This is a genomic window from Streptomyces sp. NPDC048420, assembly GCF_040651535.1.
Taxonomy (GTDB): domain Bacteria; phylum Actinomycetota; class Actinomycetes; order Streptomycetales; family Streptomycetaceae; genus Streptomyces.
Window position 1 is genome coordinate 21,927 of sequence record NZ_JBEZKG010000028.1, and the last position, 15,898, is coordinate 37,824.

At 73.0% G+C, this 15,898-nt stretch carries 12 protein-coding genes; 5 read left to right on the forward strand and 7 right to left on the reverse strand.

Annotated elements, in window-relative coordinates; genetic code table 11:
* Positions 1 to 16: 16 nt before the first annotated feature.
* The 4 genes from AB0D34_RS38415 to AB0D34_RS38430 all read right to left on the reverse strand — a co-directional run bounded on the left by AB0D34_RS38415 (position 17) and on the right by AB0D34_RS38430 (position 8,048).
* Entirely contained in the window at positions 17 to 4,711 is a 4,695-nt protein-coding gene (locus AB0D34_RS38415; RefSeq protein WP_362670603.1) for a hypothetical protein, read from the reverse strand.
* A 37-nt stretch (positions 4,712 to 4,748) separates the two neighbouring features.
* A complete protein-coding gene (locus tag AB0D34_RS38420) occupies positions 4,749 to 5,627 on the reverse strand; it encodes a hypothetical protein (RefSeq protein WP_362670606.1) in 879 nt (292 codons plus the stop codon).
* 61 nt (positions 5,628 to 5,688) lie between these two features.
* Positions 5,689 to 7,218, reverse strand: a complete 1,530-nt coding sequence (locus AB0D34_RS38425) for a hypothetical protein (protein WP_362670608.1) — start codon at positions 7,216 to 7,218, stop codon at positions 5,689 to 5,691.
* Positions 7,219 to 7,352: 134 nt separating this feature from the next.
* Positions 7,353 to 8,048 (reverse strand): GntR family transcriptional regulator, encoded by a 696-nt coding sequence (locus tag AB0D34_RS38430; protein WP_362670610.1) that lies wholly within the window; start codon positions 8,046 to 8,048, stop codon positions 7,353 to 7,355.
* A 130-nt stretch (positions 8,049 to 8,178) separates the two neighbouring features.
* Here AB0D34_RS38430 and AB0D34_RS38435 point away from each other — a divergent pair, with 130 nt between their 5' ends.
* Genes AB0D34_RS38435 through AB0D34_RS38455 form a run of 5 tightly spaced genes read left to right on the forward strand, consistent with a single transcriptional unit; the run spans position 8,179 to position 12,580 of the window.
* Complete coding sequence (locus tag AB0D34_RS38435; protein WP_362670613.1) at positions 8,179 to 9,474, forward strand: MFS transporter; 1,296 nt, start codon at positions 8,179 to 8,181, stop codon at positions 9,472 to 9,474.
* 29 nt (positions 9,475 to 9,503) lie between these two features.
* Entirely contained in the window at positions 9,504 to 10,319 is an 816-nt protein-coding gene (locus AB0D34_RS38440; RefSeq protein ID WP_362670757.1) for a putative hydro-lyase, read from the forward strand.
* A 28-nt stretch (positions 10,320 to 10,347) separates the two neighbouring features.
* Positions 10,348 to 11,106 (forward strand): 5-oxoprolinase subunit PxpA, encoded by a 759-nt coding sequence (locus AB0D34_RS38445; RefSeq protein ID WP_362670615.1) that lies wholly within the window; start codon positions 10,348 to 10,350, stop codon positions 11,104 to 11,106.
* Positions 11,103 to 11,714 (forward strand): 5-oxoprolinase subunit PxpB, encoded by a 612-nt coding sequence (gene pxpB, locus AB0D34_RS38450; protein ID WP_362670616.1) that lies wholly within the window; start codon positions 11,103 to 11,105, stop codon positions 11,712 to 11,714. Before AB0D34_RS38445 ends, pxpB begins: the two co-directional genes overlap by 4 nt.
* Positions 11,711 to 12,580: a biotin-dependent carboxyltransferase family protein gene (locus tag AB0D34_RS38455; protein ID WP_362670618.1), complete on the forward strand. Its 870-nt coding sequence runs from the start codon at positions 11,711 to 11,713 to the stop codon at positions 12,578 to 12,580. Before pxpB ends, AB0D34_RS38455 begins: the two co-directional genes overlap by 4 nt.
* Before the next feature lie 6 nt (positions 12,581 to 12,586).
* Here the strand turns inward: AB0D34_RS38455 and AB0D34_RS38460 are convergent, their stop codons facing one another.
* Genes AB0D34_RS38460 through AB0D34_RS38470 form a run of 3 tightly spaced genes read right to left on the reverse strand, consistent with a single transcriptional unit; the run spans position 12,587 to position 15,786 of the window.
* Positions 12,587 to 13,438 carry an SGNH/GDSL hydrolase family protein gene (locus tag AB0D34_RS38460; RefSeq protein ID WP_362670620.1) on the reverse strand — a complete coding sequence of 284 codons (852 nt, stop codon included), beginning with the start codon at positions 13,436 to 13,438 and terminating at the stop codon, positions 12,587 to 12,589.
* Between the two features lie 45 nt (positions 13,439 to 13,483).
* A complete protein-coding gene (locus tag AB0D34_RS38465; RefSeq protein ID WP_362670623.1) occupies positions 13,484 to 14,656 on the reverse strand; it encodes a glycosyltransferase in 1,173 nt (390 codons plus the stop codon).
* Positions 14,653 to 15,786: a glycosyltransferase family 1 protein gene (locus tag AB0D34_RS38470; RefSeq protein ID WP_362670625.1), complete on the reverse strand. Its 1,134-nt coding sequence runs from the start codon at positions 15,784 to 15,786 to the stop codon at positions 14,653 to 14,655. The genes AB0D34_RS38465 and AB0D34_RS38470 overlap by 4 nt, the downstream gene beginning before the upstream one ends.
* Positions 15,787 to 15,898: the final 112 nt, after the last annotated feature.

Consider the following 15,898-nt stretch of genomic DNA (forward strand, 5'->3'; position numbering starts at 1 on the left):
CACGGCCCCGCGCCCCTTACGGGGCTACCGGTGCCGGGCGTTTGAACATACGCGTCGCCGTGATCTCGCTGTGTCCCGCCTCGCCTGCCTGGGGCTGTTGAGGCAGGCCCGGGCGGAGATGTTCCTCCACGCTGATGTACTTCAGGCCGGCCCTGAGGTCTGCGTCGTTCCGCAGGCGGATGACCAGGGGGAACTCCGCCAGCGCTGTCGTGTCGAACAGGCCGGTCGTGTAGAGGAGTTGGACGCCCAGGGCGTCGGACACAGCGCGCTGGAGTTCCAGCAGGTACGTCGCGTTGGCACGGCCGATCGGGTTGTCCAGGAAGAGCGTGCCGGCGTGCCGGTGCTTGTCCCGGCCCCGGTCGTTGGACCGCAGGGCCGCCATCGTGCAGTACAGGGCGATGGCCGCGGTGAGCAGCTGTCCGCCGGAGAACACGTCGCCCATCTGTCCCACGGGCACGCGCTCGGCGCGCAGTACGGCGTCCGGCTTGAGGATCTCGACGGCGACGCCCTTGGGCTGGAGCGCGGCGCCGACTCCCCTCAGCAGCAGGGACATTCCGTCGCGCCGCAGGTCGGAGTTCTTCTTCACCGCGGCCCGGGTCGCCTCGTCGATGACCTCGCCGAGCCGCTCGGTGAGCGTGGCCTGGTCGGGCTCCTCGAAGCGGATCCGGAGAAACTCCTGCCCGGACCACTCCCCCAGCCCCTCGGGCAGCCGGGACAGCCGCTGGGCGGACCTGAGGGTGGCCAGGGCGGACTCGACGAGCCCGCGCAGCCGGTCCACGATCGAGTCCCGGTTCCGCTCCAGCTGTGACAACTCGTCGGTGAGCACCCGGAGTCGGGGCGCGAAGGCGTCCGCCCACTTCTGCGCGTGGTCGGGCAGCGCGGACGCGGGCAGCTCGCGGATCTGCTGCCGGGCAGGCGTGCGGACCTGTTCGTAGCGCGTGGAGTTGGCGTGCCGGACGAGCACGTCACTCGCCTCGCGCACGGCGGACTCCGCGGCCGAGAGGTCGGCGGCGCAGCCGCGCAGCGACCTGCGGGCCTCGGCGGCGGACTGCCGGGCCTCCTCGGTGCTGCCCGGATACGGCTCCGACTCCTCCTGCTCCTCGTCCGAGACGTGCTCGCGCAGCAGGTCGCGGAGCATCGCGGCGATCTCGTCGAAGCTGCTCGCCGCGTCCTCGGCGGCCCGGTGGGAGCCGAGCAGCTCCGCGTGCGCCTCCCGGGCCTGTGTCAACGCCTCGGTGCGGGAGGCGAGTTCGGCGGTGGCCGTACGCAGCAGCGCCTGTGCGTGCTCGGCGTCGCGGGGCTCCAGCTCCTCCGTCAGTTCGGTGTGCGCCTCGCCGTCCTCGGGCGCGTGCCGCTCGGCCTCGCCGCGCAGCCGACCGAGTTGCTCGCTCGCGGTCGACATACGGGTCTCCAGAAGCTGCACCAGCTCCTCCGCACGAGCGGCGGCGGCCTGCCGGGAAGGCCCGTCGGAGCCGGCGGGCGACTGGAGCAGCTGCTCCGCGCGCGTGCGGACCTTGTTGCTGAGCCGGTCCAGGTCGGCCAGGGCACCGCTCTCGTCGCTCTCCGCCCGGGCCTGCTCGGCCCGCAGATCCGCGCCGACACCGACCTTCTCGTACAGCTGCGAGGCGGCCCGATAGGCCTCACGCAGGGCGGGCAGGGACGTCGTGGAGGCGCCCGTCCCCGCGTCCGTTTCCGGTACGTCCTCCGGGGCGCCCGCGATCTCCGCGCGCTCGGCACGCAGCGCACGTGCGGTGCGGCGGGCGTCGTCGGCGGCACGCTGGGCACCGCGCCGGTCCTCGTCGGCCGCGCGGGCGCGCTCCAGGCAGGTCTGGGCGCGTGCCTCCGACTCGGTGGCCTCGTCGGCCAGTTCACGAAGCTTCACCTGCCAGCCGGCCCGCTCGCGCAGCCGGTAGGCGAGCCCGGCGAGGGCGTCTGCGGCGCGCCGGGCCTTCTGGGCGGCCTCCTGGCGCTCGTCCCGCGTCTGCGCGGCCTCGGCGGCCGCTTCGTCGGCCTCGGCCCGCACGGTGCGTGCCTCGGTCAGCTCGGCCTCCGACTCCTCGGCGAACGCCCGTGTGTCCCGGGCGGCCTGCGCCAGTTCGACGAGCCTGCCGGAGGGGCAGCCGGTGCGCCACGAAGCAAGCCGGGCGGCCAGCTCGCGGTCCTTGCCGAGCCGCGCCGCGAGCGACCGGATCTCCTCGTCCCGCTCACCGGCCCGCGCGCGCAGCGCCTGACGTTCCTCGTCGGCGGCGTGCTCGTCGTGCATGGCCGGGTTCGGCGGTACGAGGAAGACGTCGCCGCCCTCCGCGTCGGGAGCCGGAGTCGGCGCCAGCAGCGCGGCGGCCGTACCGACGGCCACCGCGGAGCGCGGGAGCAGTGCCGCGTCGTTCAGGGCCTCGCGGGCACGCGCGTGCGTGGCGGGGTCGGTGATGATCACGCCGTCGACCAGTTCGGGCCGGGCGGCCAGCACGCGCGCGTGGTCGGCGGGGTCGACGGCCTGGGCGAGATAGCGCCAGCCGGGCAGCGCGGGGATGCCGTGCTCGCCAAGGAACTCGACCGTGGCCAGCACGTCGGGGCCCGGCGGCAGCAGGCCCCCGTCACCGAGCGCGCCGAGGATCCGGGAGTCGTCGGCAGCGGCCGTACGCAATTCGAAGAGCTGGCGTTCGGCGGAGGAGACCGAGTCGTCGAGCAGTTCGCGCAGTTCGTCGGCGAAGCGGTCGAGGTCCTCGGGGGTGAGACCGCCGTCGGCGAAAGCCCCCGTGGAGCCGACGTGCGGATCGGCGCCGCTCCCGGCCCCCTTGCGCCCGGTGGCCCCGTTGGTCTGCGTGCCGTCGGTTCCTGCCCGGGGGCCCGGTACTCCCCCGGAGGCCCCGGTCAGACTCAGCAGCTCCGCGAGCCGCTCCTCCCCCGCGAGCCCCTCGGCGAGCCGGCGCTCGGACTCGTAGGACCGCTCGGCCGCCGTGGCCGCGTCCTCCGCGCGGGCGGCCGTGAGTTCCGCGCGGGCCTCGGCGGAGGCCGCTTCGCGCGCGTGCTCGCTCGCCCGGTGCGAGGCCTCGCGTGCGGTGTCCCAGGCGGCGACCGCCGTCTTCTCGGCGTCGCTCGCGGCGAGGGCCGCGCGGGCGGGGTCGGCGTCGGGCGCGCTGTCGTCCAGCCAGCCCGCGCGAACCGCTTCGGCGGTCTCCTGCTCGACCTCGCTCAGCCGCTGACGCAGGTGACCCACCTCGCTGCGGGCGCGCTGCGCCTCGGTCGCGGCCGAGGTGGAGTCCCGATACGCGGACTCGCCGGCCTCCTGGAGAGCGGCGGACCTCTCCTCCTCCTCGTTGGCGAGGGTCTCGGCGCTCTCTGCGGCCGCGTGCAGGGCGCGTACGAGATCGACGGCGGCCTTGGCGCGGGCGGCGAGCGCGGGGGCCGCGTCCCGCTCGGCCTCCTGGATGGCGGCGGCCACGCGCGCGACCCGGTCGGCGGCGGCGCGGTGGCGCAGTACGGCCTCAGCGGCCTGCCAGGCGGAGTGCAGGGTGCGCGCGTCGGCGAGCTCGCGTTTCTGGGCGGCTGCGGACTTCTCGGCGGCGGTGAGGGCCAGGGAGGCGTGCCGGTAGGCGAGTTCGGCGGCGATCAGGGCACTGCGTTCACGGCCCGCCTCCGCGTGGGTGACGGCGTAGGCGGCAGCGGTGACCCGCTGGGCCAGGTCCGCGGCCCGCACCCGCTCCTGGACGCCCCGCGCGGACAGCCGCCGGGCCAGGGTGCGCGTACGGCGTTCGGCGCCCGCGTGGATGTCACGCGCGCGTGAGCGGGCCTCGGCGGCCTCGACGATCCGGCCCAGCAGGTCCACCGACCCGGCGGTGAAGTCCCGTTCGGCGATGAGTTCGGCGCGCCGCCCCAGCTTGTTGCCGAACCCGCTGACCAGGTCGGCGAGCCCGTCGGTGTCGCGGGTGTCGGTCACGGCCCGCAGCAACAGGTCGGTGAAGTCCGAGTCCTTCTTCACCGCGAAGAGGCCGGCGGCCTCGCCCTCGTCGGCGTTCATCTCCCGCTGGTAGCGGAAGAGTTCGGGGTCCAGGCCGAGGTCGCCCAGGTGCTCGATCCACCGGTCGTGGATCTCCTCCCAGTGCACCTCCAGATGCGGATACGCCTTGCCCGCCTCGGTGATGGCGTCCCGGAAGCCCTTCATGGTGCGGCGACGGCCCCGCGCGGCCGACTGGCCCTCGGCGGGCGGCCGTACGGCGGTGGACTCGGCGACGGGAAGGTTGTCGAGGCTGAGCCCGGGGCCGGGCCGGAACGAGTACCAGGCCTCGGCGAACTTCCGCGGGTCGTTGGAGACCTGGCGTCCGCGCCACTCGCTGACCTTGCCGACGACGACACACTCACCGGTGAGGGTGTGCTGCCACTCCAGGGCCACGTGCCCGCAGTCGTCCGCCAGCAGGAACTTGCGCAGCACACCGGAGCTGGCGCCGCCGAGCGTGTTCCGGTGGCCCGGCAGCATCACCGAGAAGATCAGCTTGAGCAGGACGGACTTGCCGCCGCCGTTCTCCAGGAAGAGGACCCCGGCGGGCGCGGGCCGGCGCGGCGGCCCGACGGGCTCCTCCTCGAAGAACTCCGCCTGGGTGGGCGCGGGGTCGGGCACTTCCGCGCCGACGCCGCGCAGGTCAAGCACGGTGTCGGCGTAGCGCGCACCGGCTGGGCCGATGGAGTAGAGGCGGACCCGGGACAGCTCGTACATGGCGGACTCTCGTAAGTCTTCGGCAGATCAGGGAAGTTCAGGAGTGGAACGGCAGCCCGGCATCGGCCGCCAGCTCCAGGTCGTCGCCGTCCTCGGGTGGCAGCAGCGTCGGCGTGCCGTCAGTGACCGGGACGACACCCAGCTCCAGCAGCTCGGCCATGGCGGCACTTCCGGCCATGTCCCGCACCTGGAGCTGGTAACGAGCCGTGGTCCGGTAGGTACCGCCGTTGTCGTCCCCGGTGCGCTGCAGGAATCCGGAGTCGGTGAGGAAGGCGGCGGCCTTGCCCACGATGCCGGTCGTGGACCCGGCGAGCCGGCGCGCGTCCTTGGTCGCCCCGGCGGCGCTGCGTCTCGCCCAGATCCGCCAGGCCGCCTCCAGGCCAGGAGCGTCCGTGGCCGGGTCGGTGTTCTCGCCGACCTCCTCGGCCCGCTCCTCCAGACGTCGGCAGGCCTGGCGTACGAAGGCGTCGACACCGTTGACCGAGACGCGCCCGATGTATCCGTCGTCGGCGAGGTCCTCGGGTCGGGGGAACGCCATGGCGGCCACGGCGAGATGGGCGAGGCCGTGCAGGAACCGGTCGCCGCCGTCGGCGGACGTACGACGCGCGTAGTCCCCCATCCGGACGGCGAACACGGAGTCCTCGGCGGCGGTCACCGCCATCCCCGTGCGCGGCGACACTTCGAGGACGACCAGTCCGAGTCCGGCGGCGACGGCGTCGGCGAGCCGGGCGAACGGCGGATCCTCCCGGTAGCGCCGCAGCAGCTCCGTGTACTCCTGGTCCCGCGCGGGCTGCAGTTTGGGCTGCAGTCCGAAGGCGACGAGCCGAGCGGCGTCGGCGGCGTCGGCGGGGGTGACGGCGGCGGGCGCCGACGGGGTCGGGGCCTCCACGTCGCTCCACTCGACATGCTCACTCACGGCTGTGGCTCCTTGTCACGTTCTCGCTCACTCATGCTGCTTGCGCCCGGCCCGACCTCACTCATGCTGCTTCCGTCCGGTCCGCCGCCATCCCCACGGCGTCCAGAAGGGCGGTGCCGACGATGAGGTCGGCGCCACCGAAGTCCGGATCGTCCAGTTCCGTCCCGTCGTCCACGGCGAAGAGCAGCTTCTCCTCGCCCTGCCGGTAGGCGGTGCCGACGGCGGGGCTGGCCGCGTGGATCGCCAGCAGGACCACCAGGTACGCCAGATCGAAGCCACCGGCCCTGCGGGCCTCCGCGAGCAGCCCCGAGAGCCGCCGCGGCGCGTCCGCAGGCAGGTCCAGCAGCTCCTTCGCGGACGCCAGCTGCTCCTCGCTGAACCTGCTGTCGTCCGGCGTGGCGATGAGGTCCGGCTCCGGCATCTCCGCGCCCAGGTGCTCCCGCTCCATGGGCGGCGTCAGCAGTATGTCGACGAGATCGCCGACCCGTACCGACACCGGTGTGCGCAGTCCGGTCCCGCGCGCGAAGAACGCGTCGGTGACCCGGGTGGCCTGCTCCAACGGCAGGGGCAGCACCGGCGCGAAGAGGTGGCCGTACAGATCTGTCCCCGATGTCGTCATCGGGGTGGCGAAGGCCTGCCGGTCCTGTTCGGCGCGGAACAGCGGTCCCGCCTCCAGGAGTCGTGACTGGAGCTGGGTGTGGCGTCGGATGCAGTCCTTGACGATGTCGACGAGCTCGGCGGCCCGCCGCTTCTGCTCGGGGTCCTCGGACTCGTCCCGCGCCTTGCGGATGTTGGTGAGGATCGCGTTCTCGTGGCGGTACCGGTCGGCGACGTGGTCGAGGGCCTCGGCGATCATGTCGGGCACGGAGTTGAGCCAGTCGACGGCCCGGACATTGCGCCGGGTCGCGTCCAGCGCCCTGCGCAGGGTCTCGGAGTACTGCACGGTCCGGTACCGGGCCTGCTCGGCGGCGAGTTGGGCGTCGGCGAGACGCCCGCGGCTGATCAGCACCTCCAGCTTGACCTCGGCGGCGATCTGGGCGCTGGTGACGTCGGTGTCCAGGGCGCCGACGAGGACGTTGACCGCCTCGTCGGTCGTACGGAGGTACACCGATCCGCCGGGGCCTGGGACCTCCTCGATCAGCTTGAAGTCGTAGTCGCGCCGGACATAGGTCCCGTCCGGCGCGAACGTGCCGTAGACCGCCCGGAAACCGCGGTCGACGCTGCCGACGTTGATCAGGTTCTCCAGGACCCAGCGGGCCACGCGCTCGTGCTCGGCGACGGGCCGCTGCGGGGCCTGGGCGGCGATGCGCGGGATGAGGCGGGCGACGATCTGGTCGTGGTCGGCGCCCGTGTCGAAGTCCATGTTCAGGGTGACCAGGTCGATGGCGGAGAGGGCCACCTCCGCCATGCCGTACACCGAGTACTCACCCGCGAGGTTGGCCTTGCGGGTGTCGAGGTCGTGCAGGGGCGCGGTGCATGCGAGCGCGCGCAGCCGCCGCGCCAGTCCCTCGTCGGCGGCCGGGCCCGGTGCGGGGCGCGGCCCCGCGCTGAACTGGGGCGGAACGCTGTCCGTCGTCGCAGGCGAAGTCACGGTGCACAGACTAGGTCCTCGGTCTGACAACTCCCCAAACGCCGCGGGTCGCCTCCGGCGGTTGGACGGGCGACTACCGGTTGTTTCGTCGGCTGCCCGCCGGTGGGGGCTTTGTCGCGCAGTTCCCCGCGCCCCTAAGCGTCCTCACCCACTCTTCGCCTGTACACCTCGACTACTCGCCGCAAAGAGTCCGAGAGGTACACGGCGAGCAGCCTTTCCGCCTCCTCCCGGTCGCCCGCCTGAAGCGCGCCGAGGATCTGCTGGTTTCGCGCCAGATACGGCTCGTGCAGCCGACGCGGGTCGTCCACGACATGGAAGGCCAGGCGGAGTTCGGCGAAGACGCTGCGCATCAGTTCGTCGGTGCGGTCGCTGCCCGCCAGGGCGACGAGTTCCCGGTGGAAGTGGATGTTGGCCGTCCCCAGCGTTTTCCAGTCACCTTCGCGCACCGCCCGCCGGCCCTCCTCGACCGCGTCGGCGAGCGCGTCCAGGGCGTACGGCGGTTCGCCGAGGCCTCGTACGACGGCACACTCGACCAGCGCGCGCGTGCGGTAGATGTCCTCGACGTCCTCGACGGCCAGGACCCGCACGAAGACGCCCCGGTTCAGCTCGTGAACCAGCAGGCGTTCATGGGTGAGCAGCCTGAATGCCTCGCGGAGGGTGTTGCGGGAGACCCCGAGCGCGCCTCCGATGCTGTCCTCGGACAGCCGGGTGCCCGGCGGGAAGTAGCCCTCGGCGATGCGGCTCCTGAGGATGTCCGAGACCCGCTCGGCCGTGCTGGTGCGGCCCAGGAGGGCGCGATCGTCGGCAAGTCCGCTCAGTTGCTCTGCCATGCCCGGAATTCAACAGCAGACACGAGAACGAAACAACAGGGGTATTGAAGGATCGTTCAACGATCCTCTACGTTACTGAACACCGCACGGCTCAGCTCCGCACCCTCCGTCCTCCCACTGCGAGGTGCCCATGAGCACGACCCCGCCCCCACAGGCCCTGTCCGACGACCCCACCGCGACCCAATCCCCCGCTGAAGACGGGACCTTGGGTTGGTTCCGAGCGCTCGGCCCGCGCGGCCGGCGCGCCTTCGCCGGCGCGTTCGGCGGCTACGCCCTCGATTCCTACGACTACTTCACGCTCCCGCTGAGCATGGTCGCGCTGGCCGCGTACTTCGGCCTGGACAGCGGCCAGACCGGGCTCTTCACCACCGTCACCCTGCTGGCCTCCGGCATCGGCGGAGCCCTCGCGGGAGTGCTGGCCGACCGGGCCGGCCGGGTCCGGGCACTGATGATCACCGTGATCACCTACGCGGTCTTCACCGTGGCGTGCGGTTTCGCACCCAACTTCGAGTCGCTGCTGGTCTTCCGCGCCCTCCAGGGCCTCGGCTTCGGAGGCGAGTGGGCGGTCGGCGCGATCCTGGTCGCCGAGTACGCGAGTTCGAAGCACCGGGGCCGCACCCTGGGCGCGATCCAGAGCTCGTGGGCCGTGGGCTGGGCCCTGGCGGCGATCATGTACACGCTGGTCTTCTCGGCCTTCGACGACGGCACGGCCTGGCGCGTGATGTTCTGGACCGGCGCGCTGCCCGCGCTGCTCGTCGTCTGGATGCGACGCCGGGTCCAGGACGCCCCCGAGGCGGTGGCGGTCCGCGAGAAGAGCGCCGGGAAGGGCTCCTTCACGGCGATCTTCAAACCGGACCTGCTGCGTACGACGATCTTCGCGGGCCTGCTGTCCACCGGCGTCCAGGGCGGCTACTACACGCTCGCCACCTGGGTGCCGACCTACCTGAAGACCGACCGCGGCCTGTCGGTCGTCGGCACCGGCGGCTATCTGACGTTCCTGATCTCCGGCGCCTTTCTCGGCTATCTGACCGGCGGCTACCTCACCGACCGTCTGGGCCGCCGCCGCAACATCTGGCTCTTCGCCCTGCTCTCGGCCGTCTGCATCGTGGCGTACGGCAACATCCCGGACGGCGCCAACACCCTGCTCCTGGTGCTCGGCTTCCCCCTCGGGTTCTGCATGTCGGCGATCTTCAGCGGCTTCGGGTCATATTTGAGTGAGCTGTACCCGACGGCGGTGCGCGGCTCCGGCCAGGGCTTCACGTACAACGCGGGCCGCGCGATCGGCGCGGTCTTCCCGACCACCGTCGGCTTCCTGGCCGACAGCTGGGGCACGGGCGGGGCGCTGGTCTTCGGTGCCATCGGCTACGCCATCGCCGCACTGGCCCTGCTCGGACTGCCCGAAACGCGTGGGAAGGAACTCGCGTGAACCGTACGGAAGACCGCACGCCGAACCTCATGGCCGAGGACCGCCCCCTGACCCTCGTCGACGAGCACGCGCACGCGTGGAGCCCCGCGCAGGCCCGCACCCGCTTCCGCGCGGGCCTGACCGGCCCCACCGCCGGAGTCGCGGCCGGCCACACCCAGGTCAACCTGATCTCGGTGCCCGCCGACTGGGCGTACGACATGCTGCTGTTCTGCCAGCGCAATCCCAAGCCCTGCCCGGTCCTCGACGTCACGGACGCCGGGGACTGGACCACCGTCCTCGCGGACGGCGCCGATCTGCGCACCGACCTGCCGCGCTACCGGGTGTGGGAGAGCGGCGAGCTGGTGGACGAGCCGACGGACGTGCGCGCCCACTGGCGCGACGACCTGGTGTCGTTCCTGATCGGTTGCAGCTTCACCTTCGAGTGGGCACTTTCCGAGGCGGGTGTGCCGATCCGGCACATTCAGCAGGGCCGGAACGTTCCTATGTATGTGACCAGTCGACAGTGCCGTCCCGCGGGCCGGCTGCACGGCCCGATGGTCGTGTCCATGCGCCCGGTGCCGCCGCAGCACCTGGCAGCCGCCCTGCGGGAGAGCAGCCTGCTCCCGGCCGTGCACGGCAGCCCTGTGCACTGCGGGGATCCCTCGGGGCTCGGCATCGACGACCTCGGCCGACCCGACTTCGGCGATCCGGTGGACGCCGAACCGGACGACATCCCGGTGTTCTGGGCCTGCGGGGTGACCCCGCAGGCCGCGGTGATGGCTTCCCGCCCGCCGTTCGCCATCACCCACGCACCGGGCCAGATGTTCCTGACGGACGCCCGCGACGAGCAGTACCGAGTGGCCTGAGAGCCCTGGAAGGAGACACGAGACGTCCATGACCTCGATCGATCTGAACGCCGACCTCGGCGAGGGCTTCGGCCGCTGGCGACTGACCGACGACGAGCAGCTGCTGTCCGTGGTCACCAGCGCCAACGTGGCCTGCGGGTTCCACGCCGGGGACGCGGTCACCATGCGGCGGGTGTGCGACCTGGCGGCCGCGCGCGGGGTACGGATCGGCGCCCAGGTGTCCTACCGGGACCTGGCCGGGTTCGGGCGGCGCGCGATGGACGTGCCGTCCGCCGAGCTGACGGCCGAGGTGGCCTACCAGATCGGCGCCCTGGAGGTCTTCGCACGAGCGGCGGGCACACGCGTGTCCTACGTCAAACCGCATGGCGCGCTCTACAACCGGGTCGTGCACGACGAGGAGCAGGCCGCCGCGGTCGTCGACGGTGTGCGCCTCGCGGACGCCGCCCTGCCGGTCCTCGGCCTGCCCGGCTCCCGCCTCCTGGAAGCGGCCGGGAAGGCCGGCCTGCCCGGAGTCACGGAGGCCTTCGCGGACCGCGCCTACACCAACGAGGGCACACTGGTGCCACGCGGCCAGGAGGGCGCGGTGGTCACCGATCCCGACTCGGTCGTCGAACGCTCGCTGGGCCTGGCCCGGGACCACACGGTCGTCACCCGCTCCGGCGCCCGCATCGAGGTCGAGGCCCGCTCCCTCTGCCTGCACGGCGACACTCCGGGCGCGGTGGAACTGGCCCGCCGGGTCCGTGAGCGGCTGGAGACCGCCGGCGTCCGGATGGAGGCCTTCGTATGAGGACCCTGCCGGTCGGGGACGACGCCCTGCTCGTCGAGGTGGCCTCGGGCGACGAGGCCCAGGCACTCCACGCCGAGCTGGTGCGCCGCCGCGCGGAGGGCTCGCTGTCGGTCCGCGAGATCGTCCCCGCGGCCCGTACGGTCCTCCTCGACGGCCTCGCCGACCCGGCACGCCTGGCCGCCGAACTCACGGCCGCCGAGGTGCCGCCCGCTCCCGCACGCGCGCGTGCCGCGATCGAACTCCCGGTGCGCTACGACGGCCCGGACCTGGCCGACGTGGCCGCGCTCTGGGGCGTCTCCCCCGAGGAGGTGGCCCGCGTCCACGCCGGAACCGAGTTCACGGTCGCCTTCTGCGGATTCGCCCCCGGCTTCGGCTATCTCACCGGCCTGCCCGCCCGCTACAACGTCCCCCGCCGGGCCACCCCTCGTACGGCGGTCCCGGCGGGCTCGGTCGCGCTCGCGGGCCCGTACACGGGCGTCTATCCGCGCTCGTCACCGGGCGGCTGGCAGCTCATCGGCACCACGGACGCCGTTCTGTGGGACCACGCGCGGGTGCCGGCCGCCCTCCTGTCACCGGGAACCCGGGTGCGTTTCGTGAGGACGGCATGACCGACCGCGCCCTCTCCGTCGTACGGTCCGGAGCACTGACCACCATCCAGGACCAGGGCCGACCCGGCCACGCCCACCTCGGCGTACCCCGCTCGGGCGCCCTCGACGGCCCCGCGGCGGCCCTCGCCAACCGGCTGGTCGGCAACCGCCCCGAGGCAGCCGTCCTGGAGACCACGCTCAACGGCTGCGCGCTGCGCCCGCGTTCGACCATCACCGTGGCCGTGACCGGCGCTCCCTGCCCGGTGACGGTCGACGGCCGACCGGCAGCCTGGAGCGCGCCGGTACGCGTACCGGCAGGGGCGCTCCTGAACATCGGAACGGCTCTGTCAGGGGTACGGAGCTATGTGGGCGTCTCCGGCGGCGTCATCGTGGAGTCGGTCCTGGGCAGCCGCTCCACGGACCTCCTGTCAGGCCTGGGCCCGACCCCCCTCACCGACGGTGCGGTACTCCCCCTGGGCACGCCGACACCACTCCACACGCGCGTGGACGCGGCCCCGCAGCCCGCGCCCCCCGCGGAGCTGATCCTGCGCGTCATGCTGGGCCCGCGTGACGACTGGTTCACACCGGAAGCGGTACGCCGCTTCACGACCCGCACATTCCGGGTCTCATCAGCAAGCAACCGCATCGGCCTGCGCACGGAGGGCCCGGCCCTGGAACGCGCCCTGATGGGCGAACTCCCCAGCGAGGGCATGGTCCTGGGCGCGGTCCAGGTACCGCCCGACGGCAGACCGGTGGTCTTCCTGGCCGACCACCCGACGACCGGCGGCTACCCGGTGATCGGAGTGATCCGCGAGACAGACCTTCCGGCAGCAGCTCAGGCGGTACCAGGAACTCCGGTGCGCTTCACAGAGGTAGGCAGGCGGTAAACGCACTCAGGCCGCCTCGGGCCGTTGCTCCGACACGGACAACGCAGCCAGCGCCGCGGACACCGCATGCGCGGTCCGCAGATCCAACCGCCCACTCGTCCCTCGAGCCCGATGCCGCATCTCGGCAACGGCCAGCGTCACGAGCTGGGGCAGCAGATCGGTACAGCGCCGCACCACCCATCCCGTCCCCGCCGTGGCCAGCCACCACAGACTCGCCGACCTGGTGGGCACAGGAAACTCCGGCTCGACCGAGGGAGCGGCGCCGACCGTCACCCCCTGCTCCGCCAGCAGGGCATGAAACCGCACCGCCAACTGCCGATGCCCCCGCTCACTGGGATGCAACCGGTCCGAGCTCCACATCGCCCGCTCGGTGGTCCAACTCCCCTCGGCGGCATGCAGATGCACCGCCCCGTACCGCTCGGACAGCGCGTGCACCACGGCGTTGACCGCCCGCTGCCGCCGAGCCAGCGGACGCGCCAACGCACCGGGCAGCCCGAGCATCGTGCCCGGGTCGGGCAGACACGCCGTGAGCAGCACCGCGCCCTGTGCGCGGAAGGCGGCATAGACCGTGTCGAGCCGTGCGGCCACGGCATGGATGTCGAAGGTGCAGCGCAGGGTGTCGTTGACGCCGACGACGACGGAGACGACATCCGGTCGCAGGGCGAGCCCCACGGGCAGCTGGCGCTCCAGCACATCCCTCGTCTGCGCCCCGCTCACCGCGAGGTTGGTGAAGTCCACGTCCCCCGTGGAGAGCCCGTCGGCGAGCAGCGCGGCCCAGCCACGCCACCCGTCCCCGACGGGGTCCCCCACGCCCTCGGTGAGCGAGTCACCGAGAGCGACGAAACGCGGGCCTCTCATGACACGTCCCCGCTCATGACACGTCCGTTCACGGCATGGCCCCGCTCATGCCACGCCTCCGTGCACGGAACGCACGGAACGCCGTACGAAGACCTCCGCGTCGTGCGCGGCGAGGAACGCCCGGACCGCCGTGTCCCACCCGAAGCACTCGGCACGCGCGCGTGCGGTCTCGCGGCGCTCGTGCTCGGGGCGTTCCAGCAGCACGTCCACGGCGTCCGCGAAGGCCTCCCCGCGGTCGGCGGCGACGGCTCCGGCTGATCCGATGACCTCCGGCAGCGCGGAGGAGGCGCTCACCACGACCGGCGTGCCGCACGCCATGGCCTCCAGCGCGGCGAGCCCGAAGGTCTCGGCCGGCCCAGGGGCCAGGCACACGTCGGCGGAGGCCTGGAGCGCACCGAGCAGCCCCCGTTCGGAGACGTGCCCGAGGAAGGTGACCGGCAGCCCGCGCTCCCTTGCCCGCTGTTCGAGACGCGGCCGCAGTGGCCCGTCCCCAGCCACCACGAGCACGGCCCGTCGACCTCGTCGTACCAGGGACTCCAGAGCGTCCAGGGCCGTGCTGGGCCGCTTCTCGACGGACAGCCGGGTGCACGTCACGAGGAGCGTCTCGTCCTCGCGCGCGTACCGCGCCCTGAGTCCCGCGTCACGCAGTGCCGGGCGCCGCTCGACCAGATTGACGCCCAGCGGGGCCCGTACGACATTGCGCGCGCCGATCCGCACGAACTCCCGCTCGGCGAACTCGGTGGTGCACACCACGCGCGCGTACGTGTGCGCCGTACGGACGTTGAGGGCGTCGGCGGCACGCCGGGCCGCCGTCGCCGACAGGCCCCAGGTGCGCAGGACACCGTCGGCGGTCTCGTGGGAGACCATCACGGCGGGGACGCGGGCACGACGGGCCCATTTGCCGGTCCACCTGAGGGTCGTACGGTCGGAGACCTCCAGGCGGTCGGGTGCGAGCTCCTCCAGGAGCCGGGCCACGCGCCGCTTGTCGGCGAGGACCCGGTAGCCACCGGTGCCGGGCAGCAGTGGGCCGGGCAGGGTGATGATCCGTCCCTGCTCGGTCTGCCGGTCGCTCGCCCGGTCGCCGGGCACGATGAGCACGGACTCGTGCCCGGCGGCCTGGTAGCCCTTGCCGAGCTCGCGCAGGGCGGTGCGCAGACCGCCCGAGGCGGGGGCGACGAAGTTGGCGAGGCGGACGATCCGCAGCGACTGTCCGCTCATGCCGCCACCGCCGTCTTCCGGCCCGCGAGCACGGCGGCGTAGTGGCCGATCAGCTGGTCGCCCACGGCCGCCCAGGTGCGTCCCTCGACCATGGCCCGCGCGGCGGCGCCGAACGAGGCACGCATCTCGGGGTCGGCGGCGAGGGACCGCACGGCGTCCCGTACGGCGGCCGGGTCGCGCGGCGGGACCAGGAACCCGGTGCGCCCGTGGACGACCAGGTCCAGCGGTCCGCCGGCGGCGGGCGCGACGACGGGCACACCGCTGGCCATGGCCTCCTGGACGGTCTGGCAGAAGGTCTCGAAGGGGCCCGTGTGCGCGAAGACGTCGAAGGAGGCGAAGATCCGGGCCAGTTCGTCACCCATGCGGCGGCCCAGGAAGACCGCGCCGGGCAGGACCTGCTGGAGATGCGGCAGGCTCGGCCCGTCGCCGACCACGACGACCTTGACGCCCTCCAGACGGCAGGCGTCGGCGAGCAGCTCGATGTGCTTCTCGGGGGCGAGACGGCCGACGTATCCGACGATCATCTCGCCGTTCGGGGCGAGTTCGCGGCGCAGTGCTTCATCGCGCAGTTCGGGGCGGAAGCGGACGGTGTCCACCCCGCGCGGCCACAGCTTGACCCGGGGCACACCGTGCGCCTCCAGGTCGTGCAGGGACGCGCTGGACGGGGCGAGGGTGAGGTCGGCGGCGGCGTGGACGGAGCGGATGCGGCGCCAGGCGGCGGCCTCGCCCGCGTGCACGTAGGTGCGGGCGTATCCGGCGAGGTCGGTCTGGTAGACGGCCACGGCGGGGACACCGAGCCGGGCGGCGGCGGCCATGCCACGGACGCCGAGGACGAAGGGGCTGGCCAGGTGGACGACGTCGGCACGGTGCTCGACGATCGCCGCGGCCACGCGCCGACTGGGGAGGGCGACGCGGACCTGGGGGTAGCCCGGGAGCGGGAGGGAGGGGACACGGACGACGGGGCACGGCGCGAGGGCGTCCACGCCGGGCCCGGGGCCGGACGCGGTGGCCGGCGCGACGACGAGCGGAAGGTGACCGCGATCTACGAGGTGCCGGGCGGTCTGGAGCGCGCAGTGGGCCACGCCGTTCACATCGGGGGGAAAGGATTCGGTCACTATGACGACACGCATACGGCTGTTGTCGCCGCGCCGGACGTGGCCACGTCAACGTGGATCTTTCCGAACGAGGAACGTCCCGTGAGCGTTCCGCTGCACACCCGGGCAGGTCAGGCCGCGTCCACGC